Source organism: Thermus sp. (assembly GCF_040290245.1).
In the GTDB taxonomy this organism is placed as follows: domain Bacteria; phylum Deinococcota; class Deinococci; order Deinococcales; family Thermaceae; genus Thermus_A.
Genome location: NZ_PSMQ01000044.1, coordinates 1 through 14,834, shown reverse-complemented (window position 1 = coordinate 14,834; position 14,834 = coordinate 1). Strand labels below are relative to the sequence as shown.

Annotated in this window: 17 protein-coding genes; 9 read left to right on the top strand and 8 right to left on the bottom strand. The window is 65.2% G+C overall.

Annotated elements, in window-relative coordinates; translation table 11 throughout:
• Positions 1-195: 195 nt before the first annotated feature.
• Genes C4301_RS07080 through pfkA form a run of 5 tightly spaced genes read left to right on the top strand, consistent with a single transcriptional unit; the run spans position 196 to position 3,518 of the window.
• Positions 196-822, top strand: coding sequence for a glycerophosphodiester phosphodiesterase (locus C4301_RS07080; RefSeq protein WP_352414398.1), 627 nt, complete (start codon positions 196-198; stop codon positions 820-822).
• 10 nt (positions 823-832) lie between these two features.
• Positions 833-1,360 carry an inorganic diphosphatase gene (locus C4301_RS07075; RefSeq protein WP_352414397.1) on the top strand — a complete coding sequence of 176 codons (528 nt, stop codon included), beginning with the start codon at positions 833-835 and terminating at the stop codon, positions 1,358-1,360.
• A gap of 12 nt (positions 1,361-1,372) precedes the next feature.
• Positions 1,373-1,765: a TFIIB-type zinc ribbon-containing protein gene (locus tag C4301_RS07070; RefSeq protein ID WP_352414396.1), complete on the top strand. Its 393-nt coding sequence runs from the start codon at positions 1,373-1,375 to the stop codon at positions 1,763-1,765.
• 2 nt (positions 1,766-1,767) lie between these two features.
• A complete protein-coding gene (gene rsmI / locus C4301_RS07065; protein ID WP_352414395.1) occupies positions 1,768-2,553 on the top strand; it encodes a 16S rRNA (cytidine(1402)-2'-O)-methyltransferase in 786 nt (261 codons plus the stop codon).
• Positions 2,550-3,518 (top strand): 6-phosphofructokinase, encoded by a 969-nt coding sequence (pfkA, locus tag C4301_RS07060; RefSeq protein ID WP_352414394.1) that lies wholly within the window; start codon positions 2,550-2,552, stop codon positions 3,516-3,518. Before rsmI ends, pfkA begins: the two co-directional genes overlap by 4 nt.
• On the opposite strand, the gene C4301_RS07055 is transcribed toward pfkA, so the two are convergent.
• From C4301_RS07055 to pheS, 3 genes are read right to left on the bottom strand one after another with little or no spacing between them, the layout of a single operon-like run.
• Positions 3,511-3,951 carry a hypothetical protein gene (locus C4301_RS07055; protein WP_352414393.1) on the bottom strand — a complete coding sequence of 147 codons (441 nt, stop codon included), beginning with the start codon at positions 3,949-3,951 and terminating at the stop codon, positions 3,511-3,513. The genes pfkA and C4301_RS07055 overlap by 8 nt on opposite strands.
• A 2-nt stretch (positions 3,952-3,953) precedes the next feature.
• Positions 3,954-6,290, bottom strand: coding sequence for a phenylalanine--tRNA ligase subunit beta (gene pheT / locus C4301_RS07050; protein WP_352414392.1), 2,337 nt, complete (start codon positions 6,288-6,290; stop codon positions 3,954-3,956).
• A 1-nt stretch (position 6,291) separates the two neighbouring features.
• Complete coding sequence (gene pheS, locus C4301_RS07045) at positions 6,292-7,338, bottom strand: phenylalanine--tRNA ligase subunit alpha (protein ID WP_352414391.1); 1,047 nt, start codon at positions 7,336-7,338, stop codon at positions 6,292-6,294.
• Positions 7,339-7,362: 24 nt separating this feature from the next.
• Here pheS and hemC point away from each other — a divergent pair, with 24 nt between their 5' ends.
• The 4 genes from hemC to C4301_RS07025 are packed head-to-tail and all read left to right on the top strand — an operon-like array spanning position 7,363 to position 10,931.
• A complete protein-coding gene (gene hemC, locus C4301_RS07040; RefSeq protein WP_352414390.1) occupies positions 7,363-8,268 on the top strand; it encodes a hydroxymethylbilane synthase in 906 nt (301 codons plus the stop codon).
• A 52-nt stretch (positions 8,269-8,320) separates the two neighbouring features.
• Entirely contained in the window at positions 8,321-8,710 is a 390-nt protein-coding gene (perR, locus tag C4301_RS07035) for a manganese-dependent transcriptional regulator PerR (protein ID WP_352414389.1), read from the top strand.
• The gene (locus C4301_RS07030; protein WP_352414388.1) at positions 8,711-9,928 is read left to right on the top strand and encodes a bifunctional folylpolyglutamate synthase/dihydrofolate synthase; all 1,218 of its coding nucleotides are present in this window, start codon (positions 8,711-8,713) and stop codon (positions 9,926-9,928) included.
• A 52-nt stretch (positions 9,929-9,980) separates the two neighbouring features.
• Positions 9,981-10,931, top strand: a complete 951-nt coding sequence (locus C4301_RS07025; RefSeq protein ID WP_352414387.1) for a branched-chain amino acid transaminase — start codon at positions 9,981-9,983, stop codon at positions 10,929-10,931.
• Here the strand turns inward: C4301_RS07025 and trmH are convergent, their stop codons facing one another.
• The 5 genes from trmH to C4301_RS07000 form a co-directional block, all read right to left on the bottom strand.
• A complete protein-coding gene (trmH, locus tag C4301_RS07020; RefSeq protein ID WP_352414386.1) occupies positions 10,932-11,522 on the bottom strand; it encodes a tRNA (guanosine(18)-2'-O)-methyltransferase TrmH in 591 nt (196 codons plus the stop codon).
• A gap of 3 nt (positions 11,523-11,525) precedes the next feature.
• Positions 11,526-12,095: an ATP phosphoribosyltransferase gene (gene hisG / locus C4301_RS07015; protein ID WP_352414400.1), complete on the bottom strand. Its 570-nt coding sequence runs from the start codon at positions 12,093-12,095 to the stop codon at positions 11,526-11,528.
• Between the two features lie 23 nt (positions 12,096-12,118).
• Entirely contained in the window at positions 12,119-13,204 is a 1,086-nt protein-coding gene (locus C4301_RS07010) for an ATP phosphoribosyltransferase regulatory subunit (protein WP_352414385.1), read from the bottom strand.
• A 4-nt stretch (positions 13,205-13,208) separates the two neighbouring features.
• Positions 13,209-13,754, bottom strand: coding sequence for a dCTP deaminase (dcd, locus tag C4301_RS07005; protein WP_352414384.1), 546 nt, complete (start codon positions 13,752-13,754; stop codon positions 13,209-13,211).
• A 326-nt stretch (positions 13,755-14,080) separates the two neighbouring features.
• On the bottom strand, positions 14,081-14,830 hold the full coding sequence (locus C4301_RS07000; protein WP_352414399.1) for a DUF3422 family protein: 750 nt from the start codon (positions 14,828-14,830) through the stop codon (positions 14,081-14,083).
• Positions 14,831-14,834 lie beyond the last annotated feature (4 nt).

Genomic DNA, 14,834 nt, shown 5'->3' with positions numbered 1-14,834 from the left:
TACCCCCCCCTCCCCCCGGGTGATCCGCTTGATAGAAGCCAGGGGGAGCCGTTGGACGCCGGAATGGTCTAGGAAAACCAGATCCTTCTCGGTTACCGCCAAAAGGCCGCCCGGCCCCTTGAGTTCAGCCAGGACCGCCTCCCTTAGGGCGCGAAGCCTGTCTTCATAGTCCATGGGCTTATTGTACACTGAGGCATGCCGCTTCTCCTCGGCCACCGGGGCGCTCCCCGGCTGGCGCGGGAAAACACCTTAGGATCCCTCCTTTTGGCTCTGGAAAAGGGCATGGACGGAGTGGAGCTGGACGTCCAGATGACCAGGGATAAGGTCCTCGTGGTCCACCACGACTTTGTACTGGAGGACCGTCCCTTTTCCGCCTGGGCCTCCTGGGAACTCCCTCCCCATATCCCCCGCCTCGAGGAGGTTCTGGGGGCGTTGGAAGGGGCTTACGTCAACATCGAGCTTAAGAGCATCCCCCCCTCGGATGGCCGGGAAGCGGTTTTGGTGGAGCTCCTTTCCCGATTTTCCCTGGACAGAATCTGGGTCAGTTCCTTTGACCCTTTCGCTCTTCTACGGCTGAGGCGTTTGAACCCCAGGATTTCCCTTGGGTTTTTGCTGGAGGCCAAGGAGGGGTTTGACCTTCTGCCCTGCCTGGGGGTGGACTGGGTTCACCCCCAAGCAGGCCTCCTGACGGAGGAAAAGGCAAGGGCCCTCAAGCGAACGCATAAGCTGGCGGTCTGGACGGTGAACGACCCCGTGTGGATCAAACAGATGGCCGACTGGGGTGTGGACGCGGTCATCACCGACTTGGCGGGGTTTTTATAATGGGGGCGGTATGGCGAACCTGAAGAAGCTTCCCGTTGGAACAAAGGCCCCCCAGGTGGTGCACATGGTCATCGAGGTGCCCAAGGGCTCGGGGAACAAGTACGAGTACGATCCCGAGCTTGGGGTCATTAAGTTGGACCGGGTCCTTCCGGGAGCGCAGTTCTACCCAGGGGATTACGGGTTTATCCCCTCCACCTTGGCGGAGGACGGCGACCCCTTGGACGGCATCATCCTCTCGACCTATCCCCTTTTGCCGGGGGCCGTGGTAGAGGTGCGGGTGGTGGGCCTCCTCCTCATGGAGGACGAGAAGGGCGGAGACGCCAAGGTCATCGGGGTGGTCCACGAGGACCAACGCCTGGATCATATCCAGGACATCCGGGATGTGCCCGAGGGGGTCAAGCAGGAGATTCAGAACTTTTTTGAAACGTACAAGGCCCTCGAGGCCAAGAAGGGGAAGTGGGTCAAGGTCACCGGGTTTAAGGACAAGGCGGCCGCCCTGGAGGAGGTCAAGGCCTGCATTGACCGGTATCCCGGCTGAGGGGAGAGGGGAATGGTCTGTCCCGTGTGTGGGGAGGTCCTCGAGTTCGAGGCCGTCCGGCCTGGGGAGGTTCTGGACTGCGAGGCCTGCGGGGCCACGCTGAAGGCGGCACTCTCCTCCGAGGTGCAAGCCCTACCCGAAGGGGGGTTTGAGTCCCTGGAAGGGCTTTCTGCTTTTGGCGAGGGGGAGGACCTGCTCCTCGTCTTTGGCGAAGAAGAGGAGTCGGTGCGGGTGGATCGCCTCGTCAGCGCCGAGGTGGCCGCGGAGGAGGGGGTCCTCCTCCTTCGCCGCATCCAGTTCCTCGGGGCCCCGGACCTTTTGGAGTTCACCCTTCCCTCGGGCTCCGTATATGAGTTTCCCTTTCGAAAGGCCTTGGCCTACCTGAGGCCCTTCCTCAGGCGCTAGGCATGCGCATCGTCCTCGTCCCCACCCCCATCGGAAATCTCAAGGATATTACCCTGAGGGCCTTGGAAACCTTCCGGGAAGTTGAGGCGGTGGCCTGTGAGGACACCCGGCGTACGGGGTTTTTGCTCCACCATTACGGCATCCAGAAGCCCCTCGTCCGGCTGGACCAGCACACCCTTCACCGGGCAAAGGAGGTCCTCGCCCCCTACGCCCACGTGGCCTACGCCACGGACGCGGGAACCCCAGGGATTTCCGACCCCGGGGCGGAACTCGTCCGGATGGCTTTAGAATGGGGGTGGCATGTGGAAGCGCTTCCTGGACCCACCGCCTTTCTGCCCGCCCTTATCCTTTCGGGCTTTCCCACCCATCGCTTTACCTTTGAGGGCTTTCTGCCCAAAGGGGGAAAGGAGCGGAGGGAGCGGATGGAGCGCTTGAGGAACGAGGGGAGGACCGCGGTCTTGTACGAGTCCCCCCACCGGCTTAGGAGGACCCTGAAAGAGCTCGCCGACCTCTATGGCCCTGGGCACAAGGTGGCGGTGGTCCGGGAGCTCACCAAGCTTCACGAGGAGGTCTTCCGGGGAAGTCTGGAAGAGGCTTTGGACCACTTCCAAACCCCACGGGGGGAGTTCGTCTTGGTCCTTCCTCCCCTGGAGAGGGCGCAGGACCCTGTGGCCCTGGCCCAGACCTTAAGGGCCCAGGGGCTTAAGGGGAGGGGCTTGAGGGAGGCGCTCATCCGGGCGGGGGTGGGTCGGAACGAAGCCTATCGCCTTTCACTGGAGGAGGAATGAAGCGGATCGGGGTTTTGACCTCCGGGGGGGATGCCCCCGGAATGAATGCGGCCATCCGGGCCGTGGTGCGTCAGGCGGCCATGCTTGGCCTCGAGGTCATCGGCGTCCGCAGGGGGTATGCGGGGCTGATCCAGGGGGAGTTTCTTCCCCTCGGCCCCCGGGACGTGGCGAACATCCTGCAAAGGGGGGGAACGGTCCTCCTCACCGCCCGCAGCCAGGCTTTCATGACCCAGGAGGGACGGGAGAAGGCCTACCAAAAGCTGACTGAGGCGGGGATAGAGGGCCTGGTGGCCATCGGGGGGGACGGAACCTTCCGGGGGGCCATGCGCCTGATCGAGGAGTTCCGCATACCGGTGGTGGGGGTTCCGGGGACGATCGACAACGACCTTTACGGCACCGACTACACCATCGGGTTTGACACTGCGGTGAACACCGCCCTGGAGGCCATCGACCGTATTCGGGACACGGCGGCAAGCCACGAACGGGTCTTCCTGATCGAGGTCATGGGCCGGAACGCAGGGTTCATCGCCCTGGACGTGGGCCTGGCGGGGGGGGCGGAGGTCATCGCGGTCCCGGAGGTCCCTGTGGACCCTAAAAGCGTGGCCGAGGGGCTTTTGGAGTCCCAGCGCCGGGGGAAGACCAGCTCCATCGTTGTGGTGGCGGAGGGGGCCTACCCTGGGGGAGCGGAAGGGCTTTTGAGGGCCATCCGCTCGTATGCGGAGGTGGAGGCCCGGGTGACCGTTTTGGGCCATATCCAGCGGGGAGGAAGCCCCACGGCCAAGGACCGCATCCTGGCGAGCCGCCTGGGGGCCATGGCGGTGGAGGCGCTTTCCGGGGGTACCAGCGGGGTGATGGTGGGGGAGGTGGAGGGCGAGGTGGAGCTCACCCCCCTCAAGGACGCGGTGGAGCGGAAGAAGGACATTAACCGTGCCCTTTTGGACCTGGCCCGGGTCCTTTCTATCTGAGGTTCAAAAAGACCCGCCTGAGCAGAGGGGTCTGGTTCATCCACTGGAAGAGGCCAGGGGCAAAGGGGCTTTGCCGGAGGGCTTGGTAGAGCGGGGTGGGGAGCCGGGCCGAGGGGTAGCGGAGGGTGCCCGCAGAAGGGGCCCATTCCGCGGGAAACCCCGTCCAAAGGGCAAGGGCCAGGAAAAGCCCCAAAACCCCACCCCCCAGGCCCCCCGCCAGGGCCTCGAGGGGTTTGGGTAAGGGAGGAAGGGCTTTCAGGCCGAGCCCCAGTAGGAAACCGAGGCCGAGGCCGAGCCAGGCCCCTTTCGGGGCAAGGAGGTAAAGGAGTACGCCCACAACCGCCGCCAGACCGAAGGCAGAGCCGAGCCGTACCCCTAAAGCGAGCCCCAAGGCCAGGGCAAAGAGGGCGAGAAGGTCTACCCAGGTCAGCACGCCTACCCCCGGATCCGCCACCCCTTGGCCCGGATGGCCTCCAAGATTGCCTCCATCGCCTCATCCACCTCCTCGTCCTTTAGCGTCCTTTGCGGGTGGCGGAAGGCGAGATGGAAGGCCAGGCTCTTTTCCCCTTCCTGAAGGGGTGCTCCCTGGTAGAGGTCAAAGAGCTCCAGCGCCTCCAAAAGCCTCCCCCCCGTCTTCTTAAGAAGGGCTTCCACCTCGTGGTACGCCACCTCTTGGGGGACGACCACCGCCAGGTCCCGCATGGCCTTGGGGAAGCGAGGAGGGTCCTGGAAGAGGACCCTGGCCTCTGGGAAGGGCCAGAGGAGCTCAAAGGCGTAAAGGGGAGGAAGCTCCAAGGCCCGCACGACCTCCGGATGGACCTGGCCGATGAAGCCGAAGGGCCTGCCCCCGATCCAGACCTCCCCGGAAGCCCCCGGGTGGAGCCAGGGAAAGGGCTTGGGCAAAACGGCGGCCTCGAGGCCCAATCGGTCCAGAGCCGTTTCCAAAAGCCCCTTTAGGGCGTAGTACCCACCCACCTCCTCCTTAAACCAGGATCCCCCCGCGGCCCCGTCCAAAAGGAGCCCCGCCACATGCGTCCTTTCCTCCTCTTGGAAGACCCGGCCCACCTCAAAGAGGAGGGCCCGCTCCGCCTCCTGGTTCTTGAGCATGTTCTCCACCGTGCGCACGAGCCCCGGAAAGAGGAGGGTTCGCATGGCGCTTTTTTCCGGAGCCTGCGGGTTTGTAAGCCTTAAGGTGGGCAAGGGGATGCGGAAAAGCCGGGCCTCCTCCTCCGAGGTGAAGGGGTAGGGCATGACCTCCTGGAAGCCGAGGCCAGAAAGCAGGGTTTTGAGGGCCTGTTTCTTCCGGTAGACCTCCTCCACCTTCCGGTTGTCCAAAGCGGGGAAGAAGGCGGGCAAAGTGGTGGGGATGGACTCGTACCCTTGGACGCGGGCCACCTCCTCCACCAGGTCCTCCTCTCCTTTGAGGTCCACCCGGAAGCTGGGAGGGGTGACCCAGTAGGGGCCGCTGCCTTCCACGGTGCAGAAGAGCCTTCTAAGAACCTCCAGCTGGGTGGTCTCGGGGTAGTTCGTTCCCAGGAGTCGGTTGGTATACTCCGGCCTGAACCGGATGGGGGTGGGGGGGGTTGGCTGGCCCAGGTCGATAAACGCCTGAGCCACCTTGGCCTGGGCCACCTTCTCCAGGAGGTGGAGGGCCCGCCTCTGGGCGAAGGCCTGGCCCAGGGGGTCCACCCCCCGCTCGAACCGGTGGCTCGCCTCCGTGCGCAGGCCCAGCCGCCTCGAGGTCTTTCGGATGCGTACGGGGTTAAAGTAGGCCACCTCGAGGGCGATCGCTTCCGTGTCTTCCTGGACCTCGCTCTGTTTTCCCCCCATGATCCCCGCAAGCCCAACGGGGATGGAATCCTCCCCCAAAAGGGCGGTGATGAGGAGGTCCTCCTCCTGGAGGACCCGCTCCACCCCGTCTAAGGTGACCAGCCGTTCCCCTGGCCGGGCCCGCCGCACCTTAAGCCCCTCTCCAACCTGGCGGCGGTCGAAGGCGTGCATGGGCTGGGAAAGCTCTAGCATCGCGAAGTTGGTGATGTCCACCACGTTGTTGATGGGCCGCATTCCCGCGGCGAAAAGCCAGCGCTGAAGCCAAAGGGGGCTTGGGGCCACCCGGATGCCCCAGGCGTAGGAGAGGGTGAAGTGGGGAGCCCCCTCCTCGTCCTCCACCTCAGCCCGGAAGGGCAAGGGGGTCTTTTCCCCCAGAAACTGGGTCTCGGGAGGGAGGAGGGCGAGGCCCAAAGCGCTCAGGTCCCGGGCCAGGCCATACACCCCCAGGGCATCCGGCCGGTTGGGGGTGACCTCTACCACGAGGACCGTTTCCTCCGGCCAGGCTTCCGCAAGTGGGGTCCCAGGGGGGAGGGCGTTTTGGGGGAGTTCCAGAAGCCCCCCGCCGTACTCCCCCACCCCAAGCTCCTTGGGGGAAAGGGCCATTCCGTGGGAGACCACCCCTTGGATGCGCCTTTCTGTGATCCGGGCCCCAAAGAGCTCGGTGCCCGGCAGGGCCAAAGCCACCCCCATGCCCCCTTGGGCGTTGGGCGCCCCCGAGACCACCTCCACCGTCTGGCCGATGTCCAGGATTAGCCGCTTAAGCTGGGTCCCGGGGATGGGAAAAGCCTCGAGGACCCGGGCGAAGACCACCCCTTGGGGCGGGGCGGGTTGGGTCTCGATGGCCTCCACCTCAAAGCCAAGCTGGGCCAGAAGCTCCTCCAGCCGCTCGGGCAGAGGGGCTTCGGGCAGGTAGGTTCGGAGCCAGGAGAAGGGTACGCGCATCTTACACCCCTTTGAACTGCTTTAGGAAGGCGAGCCGGTTTTGGAAGAAGTATCGGATGTCCGGAATCCCGTACCGGAGCATGGCCAGCCGCTCCACCCCGAGCCCGAAGGCGAAGCCGGTGGCCTCGCGGTAGGCGGGCTTTAGGCCCAGGGCCTCCCGGTAGGCATCCACCGCCTGGAAGACCCGGGGGTGGACCATTCCCGCTCCCCCGAGCTCGAGCCAGCGGCCCTTTTCCGGCCACCACAGGGCGAACTGGGCCCCCGGTTCCACGAAGGGGAAGTAGATGGGCTGGAAGCGCACCCGGGACTCGGGGCCAAAAAGGGCGTAGGCGAGCTCTAAAATCGCCCCCTTAAGGTCGGCCATACGGATGTCTTCCCCCACCACCAGGCCCTCGAGCTGGTGGAAGACCGCCTCGTGGGTGGCGTCCGTCTGCTCGTACCGGTAGACCCGGCCCGGGACCAGAATGCGGAACGGCGGGGTGTGGGCCACCATGTACCGCACCTGCATGGGGGAGGTGTGGGTCCTGAGAAGGAGGCGGCCGGGGTGCGCCTCCCCCAGGGGGCCTTTGAGGGTGAAACTCCCCTCGAGCCAAAAGGTGTCCCACATGTCCCGGGCGGGGTGGTGCTCGGGGATATTCAGGGCATCAAAGTTGAAAAACTCGCTCTCCACCTCCGGCCCCTCCACGGCCTGATAGCCCAAAGCGCGGAAGATCTCCACCAGCTCCCGCTCGATCAGGGTCACGGGGTGGAGCCCTCCCTTGGGAAAGGGGTAGCCGGGAAGGGAGGGGTCCAGACGCTCCTTTTCCAGCGCCTCTTGCAGCGCTAAAGCCTCGAGCTCCGCCTCCCGTTCGGAAATCGCCCTTTCCAGGGCCGCCTTGACCTCGTTCAAGGCCTGGCCCTTGGCCTTTCTCTCCTCTAGGGGCAGCTCCTTTAACCGCTTCATCTCCTCGGTGAGGAGGCCCTTTTTGCCCAGGTAGCGGGCTTTGAGCTGTTTCAAGGCCTCGAGGTCCGGGGCCTTTCGGATGGCTTGGAAGGCTTCCTCCCACATCTTACGCCAAGTATAATAGGGGGCATGCGCGTCATCGTCGTGGGGACCCGGGGGAGCACCCTGGCGCTCACCCAGACCCGCTTCGTGGTGGAGCGGCTCAAGGAGAACTGGCCCGAGACCGAGTTCAAGATCAAGACCATCAAGACCCGGGGGGACGAGGGGGCCTCCCCCAAGGAGCAGAACATCTTCGTCAAGGAGCTCGAGGAGGCCCTCTTGCGAAGGGAGATCGACATCGCCGTCCACTCCTTAAAGGACCTCCCCACGGTCCTTCCCAAGGGCCTTAAGCTGGCCTCCGTGCCCAAGCGGGTGGACCCCAGGGATGCCTTTCTGGGTCGCACGGCCAAGCGGCTGGAGGACCTTCCGGAGGGGGCGGTGGTGGGAACGAGCTCCATAAGGCGGAAAGCCCAGCTTCTCGCTTACCGGCCCGACCTTGTGGTGAGGGAGCTCAGGGGCAACGTGGACACGCGGCTTTCCGCTCTGGGCGGCGGGGAGTTTGACGCCATCATCCTCGCGGCGGCGGGCCTGATCCGCCTCGAGCTTAGGAACCGCATAGACCAGCTCCTGGACCCCGGGGTCATGCTTCCCGCCCCGGGCCAGGGGGCCCTGGCCCTGGAGGTCCGGCTGGGCGACGACCTGGCGGAGGAGCTGGCCTACTCCCTCCACGACCCCCTTTCCTTTGCCCGCGTCCAGGCGGAGCGGGCCTTTTTAAAGGGCCTGGGGGCAGGCTGCCTGGCCCCTGTGGGGGCCTTGGCCCAGGTGCTGGAGGACGGGACCCTCCACCTCCAAGGCATCCTCCTTACCGAGGACGGAAAGAGCTACATCCGCGCGGAGATCGAGGGCGAGCCCGCCGAGGCGGAGGAGCTCGGGCAGGAGCTGGCCCAGGATGTGCTGGTTCAGGGCGGGAGGGCGTTTCTGCAACCCCACCTTTGAAACTTGAGCGGAGTACTTGGGTTTACAGGGGGGTTGTGGTATAGTGAGACCCGTGCGGAGGCTGACTAGGCAGCGGAAGGCCGTCCTCGAGGTGGTCCGGGAGGCCAAGAACCACCCGGACGCCGCCTGGATCTACCAGGAGGTGCGCAAGCGGATTCCCCGGATCAGCCTGGGGACGGTTTACCGGAACCTCGAGGCCCTGGTGGAAGAGGGGCATCTCATCCCCATCACCCGGGCGGGGGAGGCCACCCGGTATGACGCCAACACCCACCCCCACCTGCACCTGGTCTGCGAGGGGTGCGGGGCCCTTGTGGACCTCGAGGTGGGGCTTCCCGACCTCCTCACCCCCCTTCGCCTCGCCCATCCGGATCTGGAGGTCCGGTCCGTGGAGGTCACCTACCGGGGCCTTTGCCCGGAGTGCCGCCGGTCGCTTCGGGGCTAGATGCTGGACTGGCTCTACGCAAGGCAGTCCCTTTTCACCCCGGGGCTTGAGCGGATGGGAGCCCTCCTCTCCCGGCTCGGCCATCCGGAAGAGGCCTTTCCCGCCGCCCTGGTGGGGGGAACGAACGGCAAGGGGAGTGTGGCCCGGGCCCTTTTTGCCATCCTGCGGGAGGAGGGTCTGAGGGTGGGGCTTTACACCAGCCCCCACCTACTCCGGTTCCACGAGCGGGTGGTGGTGGATGGCCAGGAGATCCCGGACGCCCTCCTAAAGGCCCTCCTTGCAGAGCTCCGCCCCCATGCGGAGGCCGTGGGGGCAAGCTTTTTTGAAATCACCACCGCCTTGGCCTTTCTCCACTTTGCCCGTCAGGGCGTGGAGTTCGCGGTCCTCGAGGTGGGCTTAGGGGGAAGGCTGGACGCCACAAACGCCCTAGATCCCCAGCTTTCCATGGTCACCAATGTAGGCCACGACCACCTCGAGGTCCTGGGCCCGACCCTGCGGGACGTAGCCCGGGAAAAGGCGGGGATCCTCCGGCCCCACCGCCCGGCCCTTACGGGGGCTAAGGGGGAGGCTTTGGAGGTGTTGAAGGAAGAAGCAGACCGCCTCCAGGCCCCCCTTTATGTGCTTGGGGAGGGGATAGGCCTGGAAGAGGTGGAACCCCTTCAGGAAGGGGTGGCCTTTACCCTGGTTTTTGGGGGAAAAAAGCGGCTTTTTTCCCCCCTCCTTGGCCGTCACCAGGCGGAGAACCTTGCCCTCGCCGCCGCGGCCGCCCGGCTCCTTGGGGCCTCCTGGGCGAGCGTGGAACGGGGCCTGGCCAAGGTCGAAAACCCGGGCCGGCTGGAGCGTCTGGGCGACCTCATCCTGGACGGGGCCCACAACCCAGAAGGGGCTTTTGCCCTACGGCGGGCCCTTTTGGACCACGGCCTTTTGCCTGTCGCCTTTGTCCTCGCCTTCAGCCGGGAGAAGGACCACCGGAAAATGGCCGAGGCCCTCCGGGGCCTCGGCCCCGTGGTGCTCACCCGGTACGCCTCGAGCCGGTCCATGCCGCCTTCGGAGCTCCTTCCCCTTTTCCCCGGGGCCTTGGTGGAGGAGGACCCCTTCCGGGCCATAGAGCGGGCGCGGACCCTTGCGCCAAGGGTGGTGGTGACCGGAAGCCTTTTCCTTGTGGGGGAGGTGCATAGGGGGCTTCGGGGCCTGCCCCCAGAGGAGCGGTACCAGTAACGCAAAAGCGCTTCCTCCATTTTTTCCGTTATGATGAGGCGAGGAGGTGCCCATGGCCACAGAAACCCAAGCCAAAGGCGGGGATGTCCGCATCAAGGCAGGCCTGATCTGGTTCAACGGGGAGATGGTTCCCCAGGAGGAGGCCAAAATCAGCGTCCTCTCCCATGCCCTTCACTACGGGACCAGCGTTTTTGAGGGCATCCGGGCCTATGAGACCGCCAAGGGGGCGGCCATCTTCCGACTAAAGGAGCATGTGGACCGCCTCTTTAACTCCGCCAAGGTCCTGCGCATGGAGATCCCCTTTTCCAAAGAAGAGGTCGCGGAGGCCATCCGGAGGGTGGTTCGGGAAAACGGCTATAAAAGCTGCTACATTCGGCCTCTGGCCTGGATGGGGGCGAAGACGCTCGGCGTCAACCCCTTGCCCAACAACCCCGCCGAGGTCATGGTGGCCGCCTGGGAGTGGGGGGCCTACCTGGGAGAAGAGGCCGTGCGGAAGGGGGCGAGGCTTGTGACCAGCTCCTGGGCCCGGTTTCCCGCGAATGTCCTCCCGGGTAAGGCCAAGATCGGAGGCAACTACGTGAACTCCGCCTTGGCCAAGATGGAGGCGGTGAGCGCGGGGGCGGATGAGGCCCTCCTCCTGGACGAGGAGGGGTTTGTGGCCGAGGGGAGTGGGGAAAACCTATTCTTCGTCCGGGGCGGGGTTATCTACGCCCTCGAGCACTCGGTCAACCTCGAGGGCATCACCCGGGACTCGGTGATCCGGATCGCCCGCGACCTGGGCTATGAGGTCCGGGAGGTCCGGGCCACCCGGGACCAGCTCTATATGGCCGACGAGGTCTTCATCACCGGCACCGCCGCCGAGGTGACCCCGGTGGCCATGCTGGACTGGCGGCCCATTGGGAAGGGCGTGGCGGGGGAGGTCACCCTCAAGCTCCGCCAGGCTTACCTCGAGGCCGCAACCGGCCGCCGCCCGGAGTACGAGCACTGGCTGACCTACGTCTAATCACCGTTTGAGCCAGTCCTGAAAGAGGGCCTCGAGAGCCTCTTTTTCCAGCCTGGGAACGTCGTAAAAACCGGCCCGGATCCTTTGCCGCTGGGCCTCAAACAGGATCACCGCCGCCGCCACGGAGACGTTCAGGCTCTGGACCATGCCCATCATCGGGATCTTGATGTGGAGATCGGAAAGCGCCGCCGCCTCCTCCGAAACCCCCCATTTCTCCGCTCCGAGGAGGACCGCGGTGGGCTTGGTGTAGTCCACCTCCCGGAAGTCCAAGGCTCCTTCTGAAAGGTGGGCCGCCAGGACCTGGAAGCCCTGGCCCTTAAGGTGGGCGATGGCGCTTTGGATGTCCGGATAGACCTGGAGCTCCACCCACTTGTGGCTGCCCCCGCTGGTCTCGTTGAAGGTGGGCACCCCACCGGTGGGGTTGACCGCATGGGCCCGCAGGACGCCCACCGCATCGCAGGTCCTGAGGATGGCGGAGAGGTTATGGGGCTTGTGGACGTTTTCCAAAAGGACTGTGAGGTCCGGCTGCCTCCGGCTCAGGACCTCCCGGATCCGGGCCATGCGCTCGGGCGTACGCTCAGGCACGGCCATAGTTTAGCGGGAAAGCTCGCGCAGGCGCTGGATAAGGGGTTTGAGGAGGGCCCGCTTGAGCTTTAGGGCCTGCCGGTTCACCACAAAGCGGGCGGTGGAGTAGGCCAGGACCTCCACTTCGATCAGTCCGGCCGCCTTTAGCGTGGCCCCGGTCTGGACCACGTCCACCACCGCGTCGGCCAGCCCGGTGAGGGCGGCAAGCTCGATGTTGCCAGAAAGCTCCACCACATCCGCCGCCCAGCCCCGCTCCCGGAGGAGCTTTTGGGTGAAGAAGGGGTACTTGGTGGCGATGCGCCGGATGGGGCTTGTGGAGGAGGGGTGGCGGATGAGGGAAAGGCGGCAGGCGCCGAAGCCCAGGTCCACGGGCTCGTAAAGGTCCCGCTCCGTGTCCAAAAGGATGTCCTTCCCCACCACCCCAGCATCGGCGATGCCCAGGTCCACATAGACGGGCACGTCCTTGTTGCGGAGTTCAAGAAGCGTCACCTCCCCTTGGAAGAGGAGGACCCGTTCCCCCTCCACCTCAGGCAGGGGAAGGCCCGCCCTCCTTAGGGCCTGGTAGGCCTCTTGGAACATCCGCCCTTTGGGCAGGGCTAAGGTCAGCACGGCCTCACCTCCCCCTTTTCCCCGATAAGCCTTATGCCCCGCCGCCGGGCATAGGCCAAAAGGGTCTCCCGGTCCTCCGTCCAGGCCAGCTCCACCCGGAGGCCCTGGGCCTGGAGGCTCCTTAGGGTGGGGAGGTCCAGGGCCAAAGCGTCCGGGGGAGCCTCTGTCCCTTCCGGCCGGAGGGCCTCCAGGACCCGCTCGAGGCCCAGGGCGAACCCCGCGGCCCTTTCCAGAAGGACGCCGTCGTACCGTCCCCCGCCCAGAAGGGGAAGGCCGAATCCCTCGGTGTAGGCGCGGAAGAAGAGGCCCGTGTAGTAGTCGAAGCGCCGGGCCATGCCCAGGTCCAGAAGAACCGGCTCGCCAAGGTGCTCCAGGGTTTCCCTAAGCGCCAAGAGCTGGGCGCGGGCCTTCTCTGGAAGCTCGAGGCGCAAGGCTTCCTCGAGGGCCTCTTCCTCCCCGTAAAGGTCGGGCAGGGCCAGGAGAGTCTTGGCCCAGGGGGTGGGATGGTCCCGGAGGAGGGTTTGGAGCTCAGGGGTGTTCTTCCGGTGGATGGCCGCCTGGAGCCGGGTCTGGACCTCCTTGGGCAGGCCCGTGGCCTTAAGCACCTCCCCCACGACTCCGGGCAGCCCCACCTCCAGGACACCCTTTAGGCCAATCGCCCGGAGGGCCTCCAGGGCCAGGGCCAGCACCTCCACGTCCGCCATCGGCCCCGAGGCCCCCACGAACTCCAAGCCCACCTGGGTGTACTCCCGCATTCGGCCGAGCTCCGGGTCCCGCTCCCTAAGCCAGAGGGTGCCTGCGTACTGGTAGCGGACCGGGAGAAAGGGCGGGGGCTCCGCCTGGAGCATCCGGGCCAGAGCAAAGGTGAACTCGCTCCTTAAGGCGATGACCTCCCCGTTTCGGTCAACAAGTTTGAAAGCCTTTTGTGAAAGTGGGTGATTGGGGTCATGGGCCTCGAGGGCGGGAAGCTCCACAGGCTCATACCCCCAGGTGTAAAAGAGCCTCCTCAAGCGCTCCAAGAGCTCCTGGCGGAGCCTGGCCTCGGGGGGAAGGTAAAACCGGGTGCCTTCGGGCCTCATCCCCTTATACCTTGGGCAGGGTAACCCCCCGCTGGCCCTGGTACTTCCCCTTTCGGTCCTTGTAGGTCACCTCGGGCCGGGGGCCCTCCAGGAAGACGATCTGGACGATCCCCTCCCCCGCGTAGACCTTGGCGGGCAAAGGGGTGGTGTTGGAGATCTCTAAGGTGACGTGCCCTTCCCAGCCGGGCTCTAAGGGCGTGACGTTGGCCACGATGCCACACCGGGCGTAGGTGCTCTTGCCCAGGGCGATGCCGATGACGTTTTCCGGCATGCGAATGTACTCGAGGCTCCTCGTGAGGGCAAAGGAGTTCGGGGGGATGATGACCTCCTTCCCCTCGTACTCCACGAAGCTTTTGGGGTCGAAGCGCTTGGGGTCCACCACGGTGGAGAAGACGTTGGTGAAGATCTTCCACTCGGGGGCCGCCCGGAGGTCGTAGCCGAAGGAGGAAAGCCCATAGCTCACCACCCCCTCTCCCACCAGACGTTCCTCAAAGGGCTCAATCATCCCCTTCTTGGCCATCTCCCGGATCCACCAGTCGGGCTTCACCATGGCCTTCACTATACCGTTGTGTCAAGAACCGAATAGCCCTGCCGCCAGGGTGCTCAAAGGGCCCCTCCGGACAGGGCTTCAGCCCGGCTTCAAAGGGCTGGGCAGGGGGCAAAGGCTTCCATGTGGCTTCTGTGCGCCTCCTCTGCCAGCTTAGGGCCGATGGCCTTAAGGGAAGGGCTTCCTGCCGGTACTGAGGCAAGAGGTGCAGCTCACGCCCATGGGTAATCCAGCCCTGACCCTCCGGGCTATAGCGGTAGGTATACCCCACCCCCTGAGGGGTATGGTGTGCCAGGAAGCGAAGCGAGCTGAGGCCTGCATCCATGGTCCTAGCCTGTCCGCGTTCCACCCATACCTCCCCGCCGCTCCCCTTCCACCTCGGCCTCTTTGGCCAGGTAGTAGAGGAGCCCTACCACGTAATAGGAGATGGCCGCCACGGAGAGGCCTTCCACCGTGCTTTGAAGCTGAAGTTGGACTTCCTGACCCCGGTTGAGCCTGGCCAGGAGTTGTTGATTCTGCTCCTCCAAGGCGATATCCACCCGGGTGCGCAAAAGCCCGCCGGCCCGCTCAATGCGCTGGGAGAGGGCGGCCAGGCGCTGGGCTGTGGCGTCTATGGTGGCCATGGCTGGGGCAAAACGACGCTTTAAGAATTCCCCGATGGTCTGGGTGGCCGGGATGGGGCTTTCGCGCAGCTCCAAAAGGCGAGCCTCCACGATGCCTTGGTAGGCCTTGCTGGCCGAAAAGCGGGAACCGTTCTCGGCGATGATGTGCTCCACCTGGGCAGCCAAGGCCGTGGGCTCCTCGAGGAGTTCCTGGTCAGGGCGGGCCGAGCGTTGGATCTCGCTGGTGATGCGGGCCAGATCCCGTTCCGCCAGGTTCAACATGTTGAGCAGGCTGCGGGCTATGGGCAGACCCCTTAGGGCCATCATGCGGTAGGCCTCGAGCTCCAAAGGCCGCGCGGCGATCCGGCCTGCCCGGGTCTCGCTGGTGCTTGCGGACGCCACCACTATGCGCTCGAAGCCATCAGGCCTCAGCTGAAAATCGGTTACCGCATAGCTATGGCCATTGCGCCCAAGCATGGAA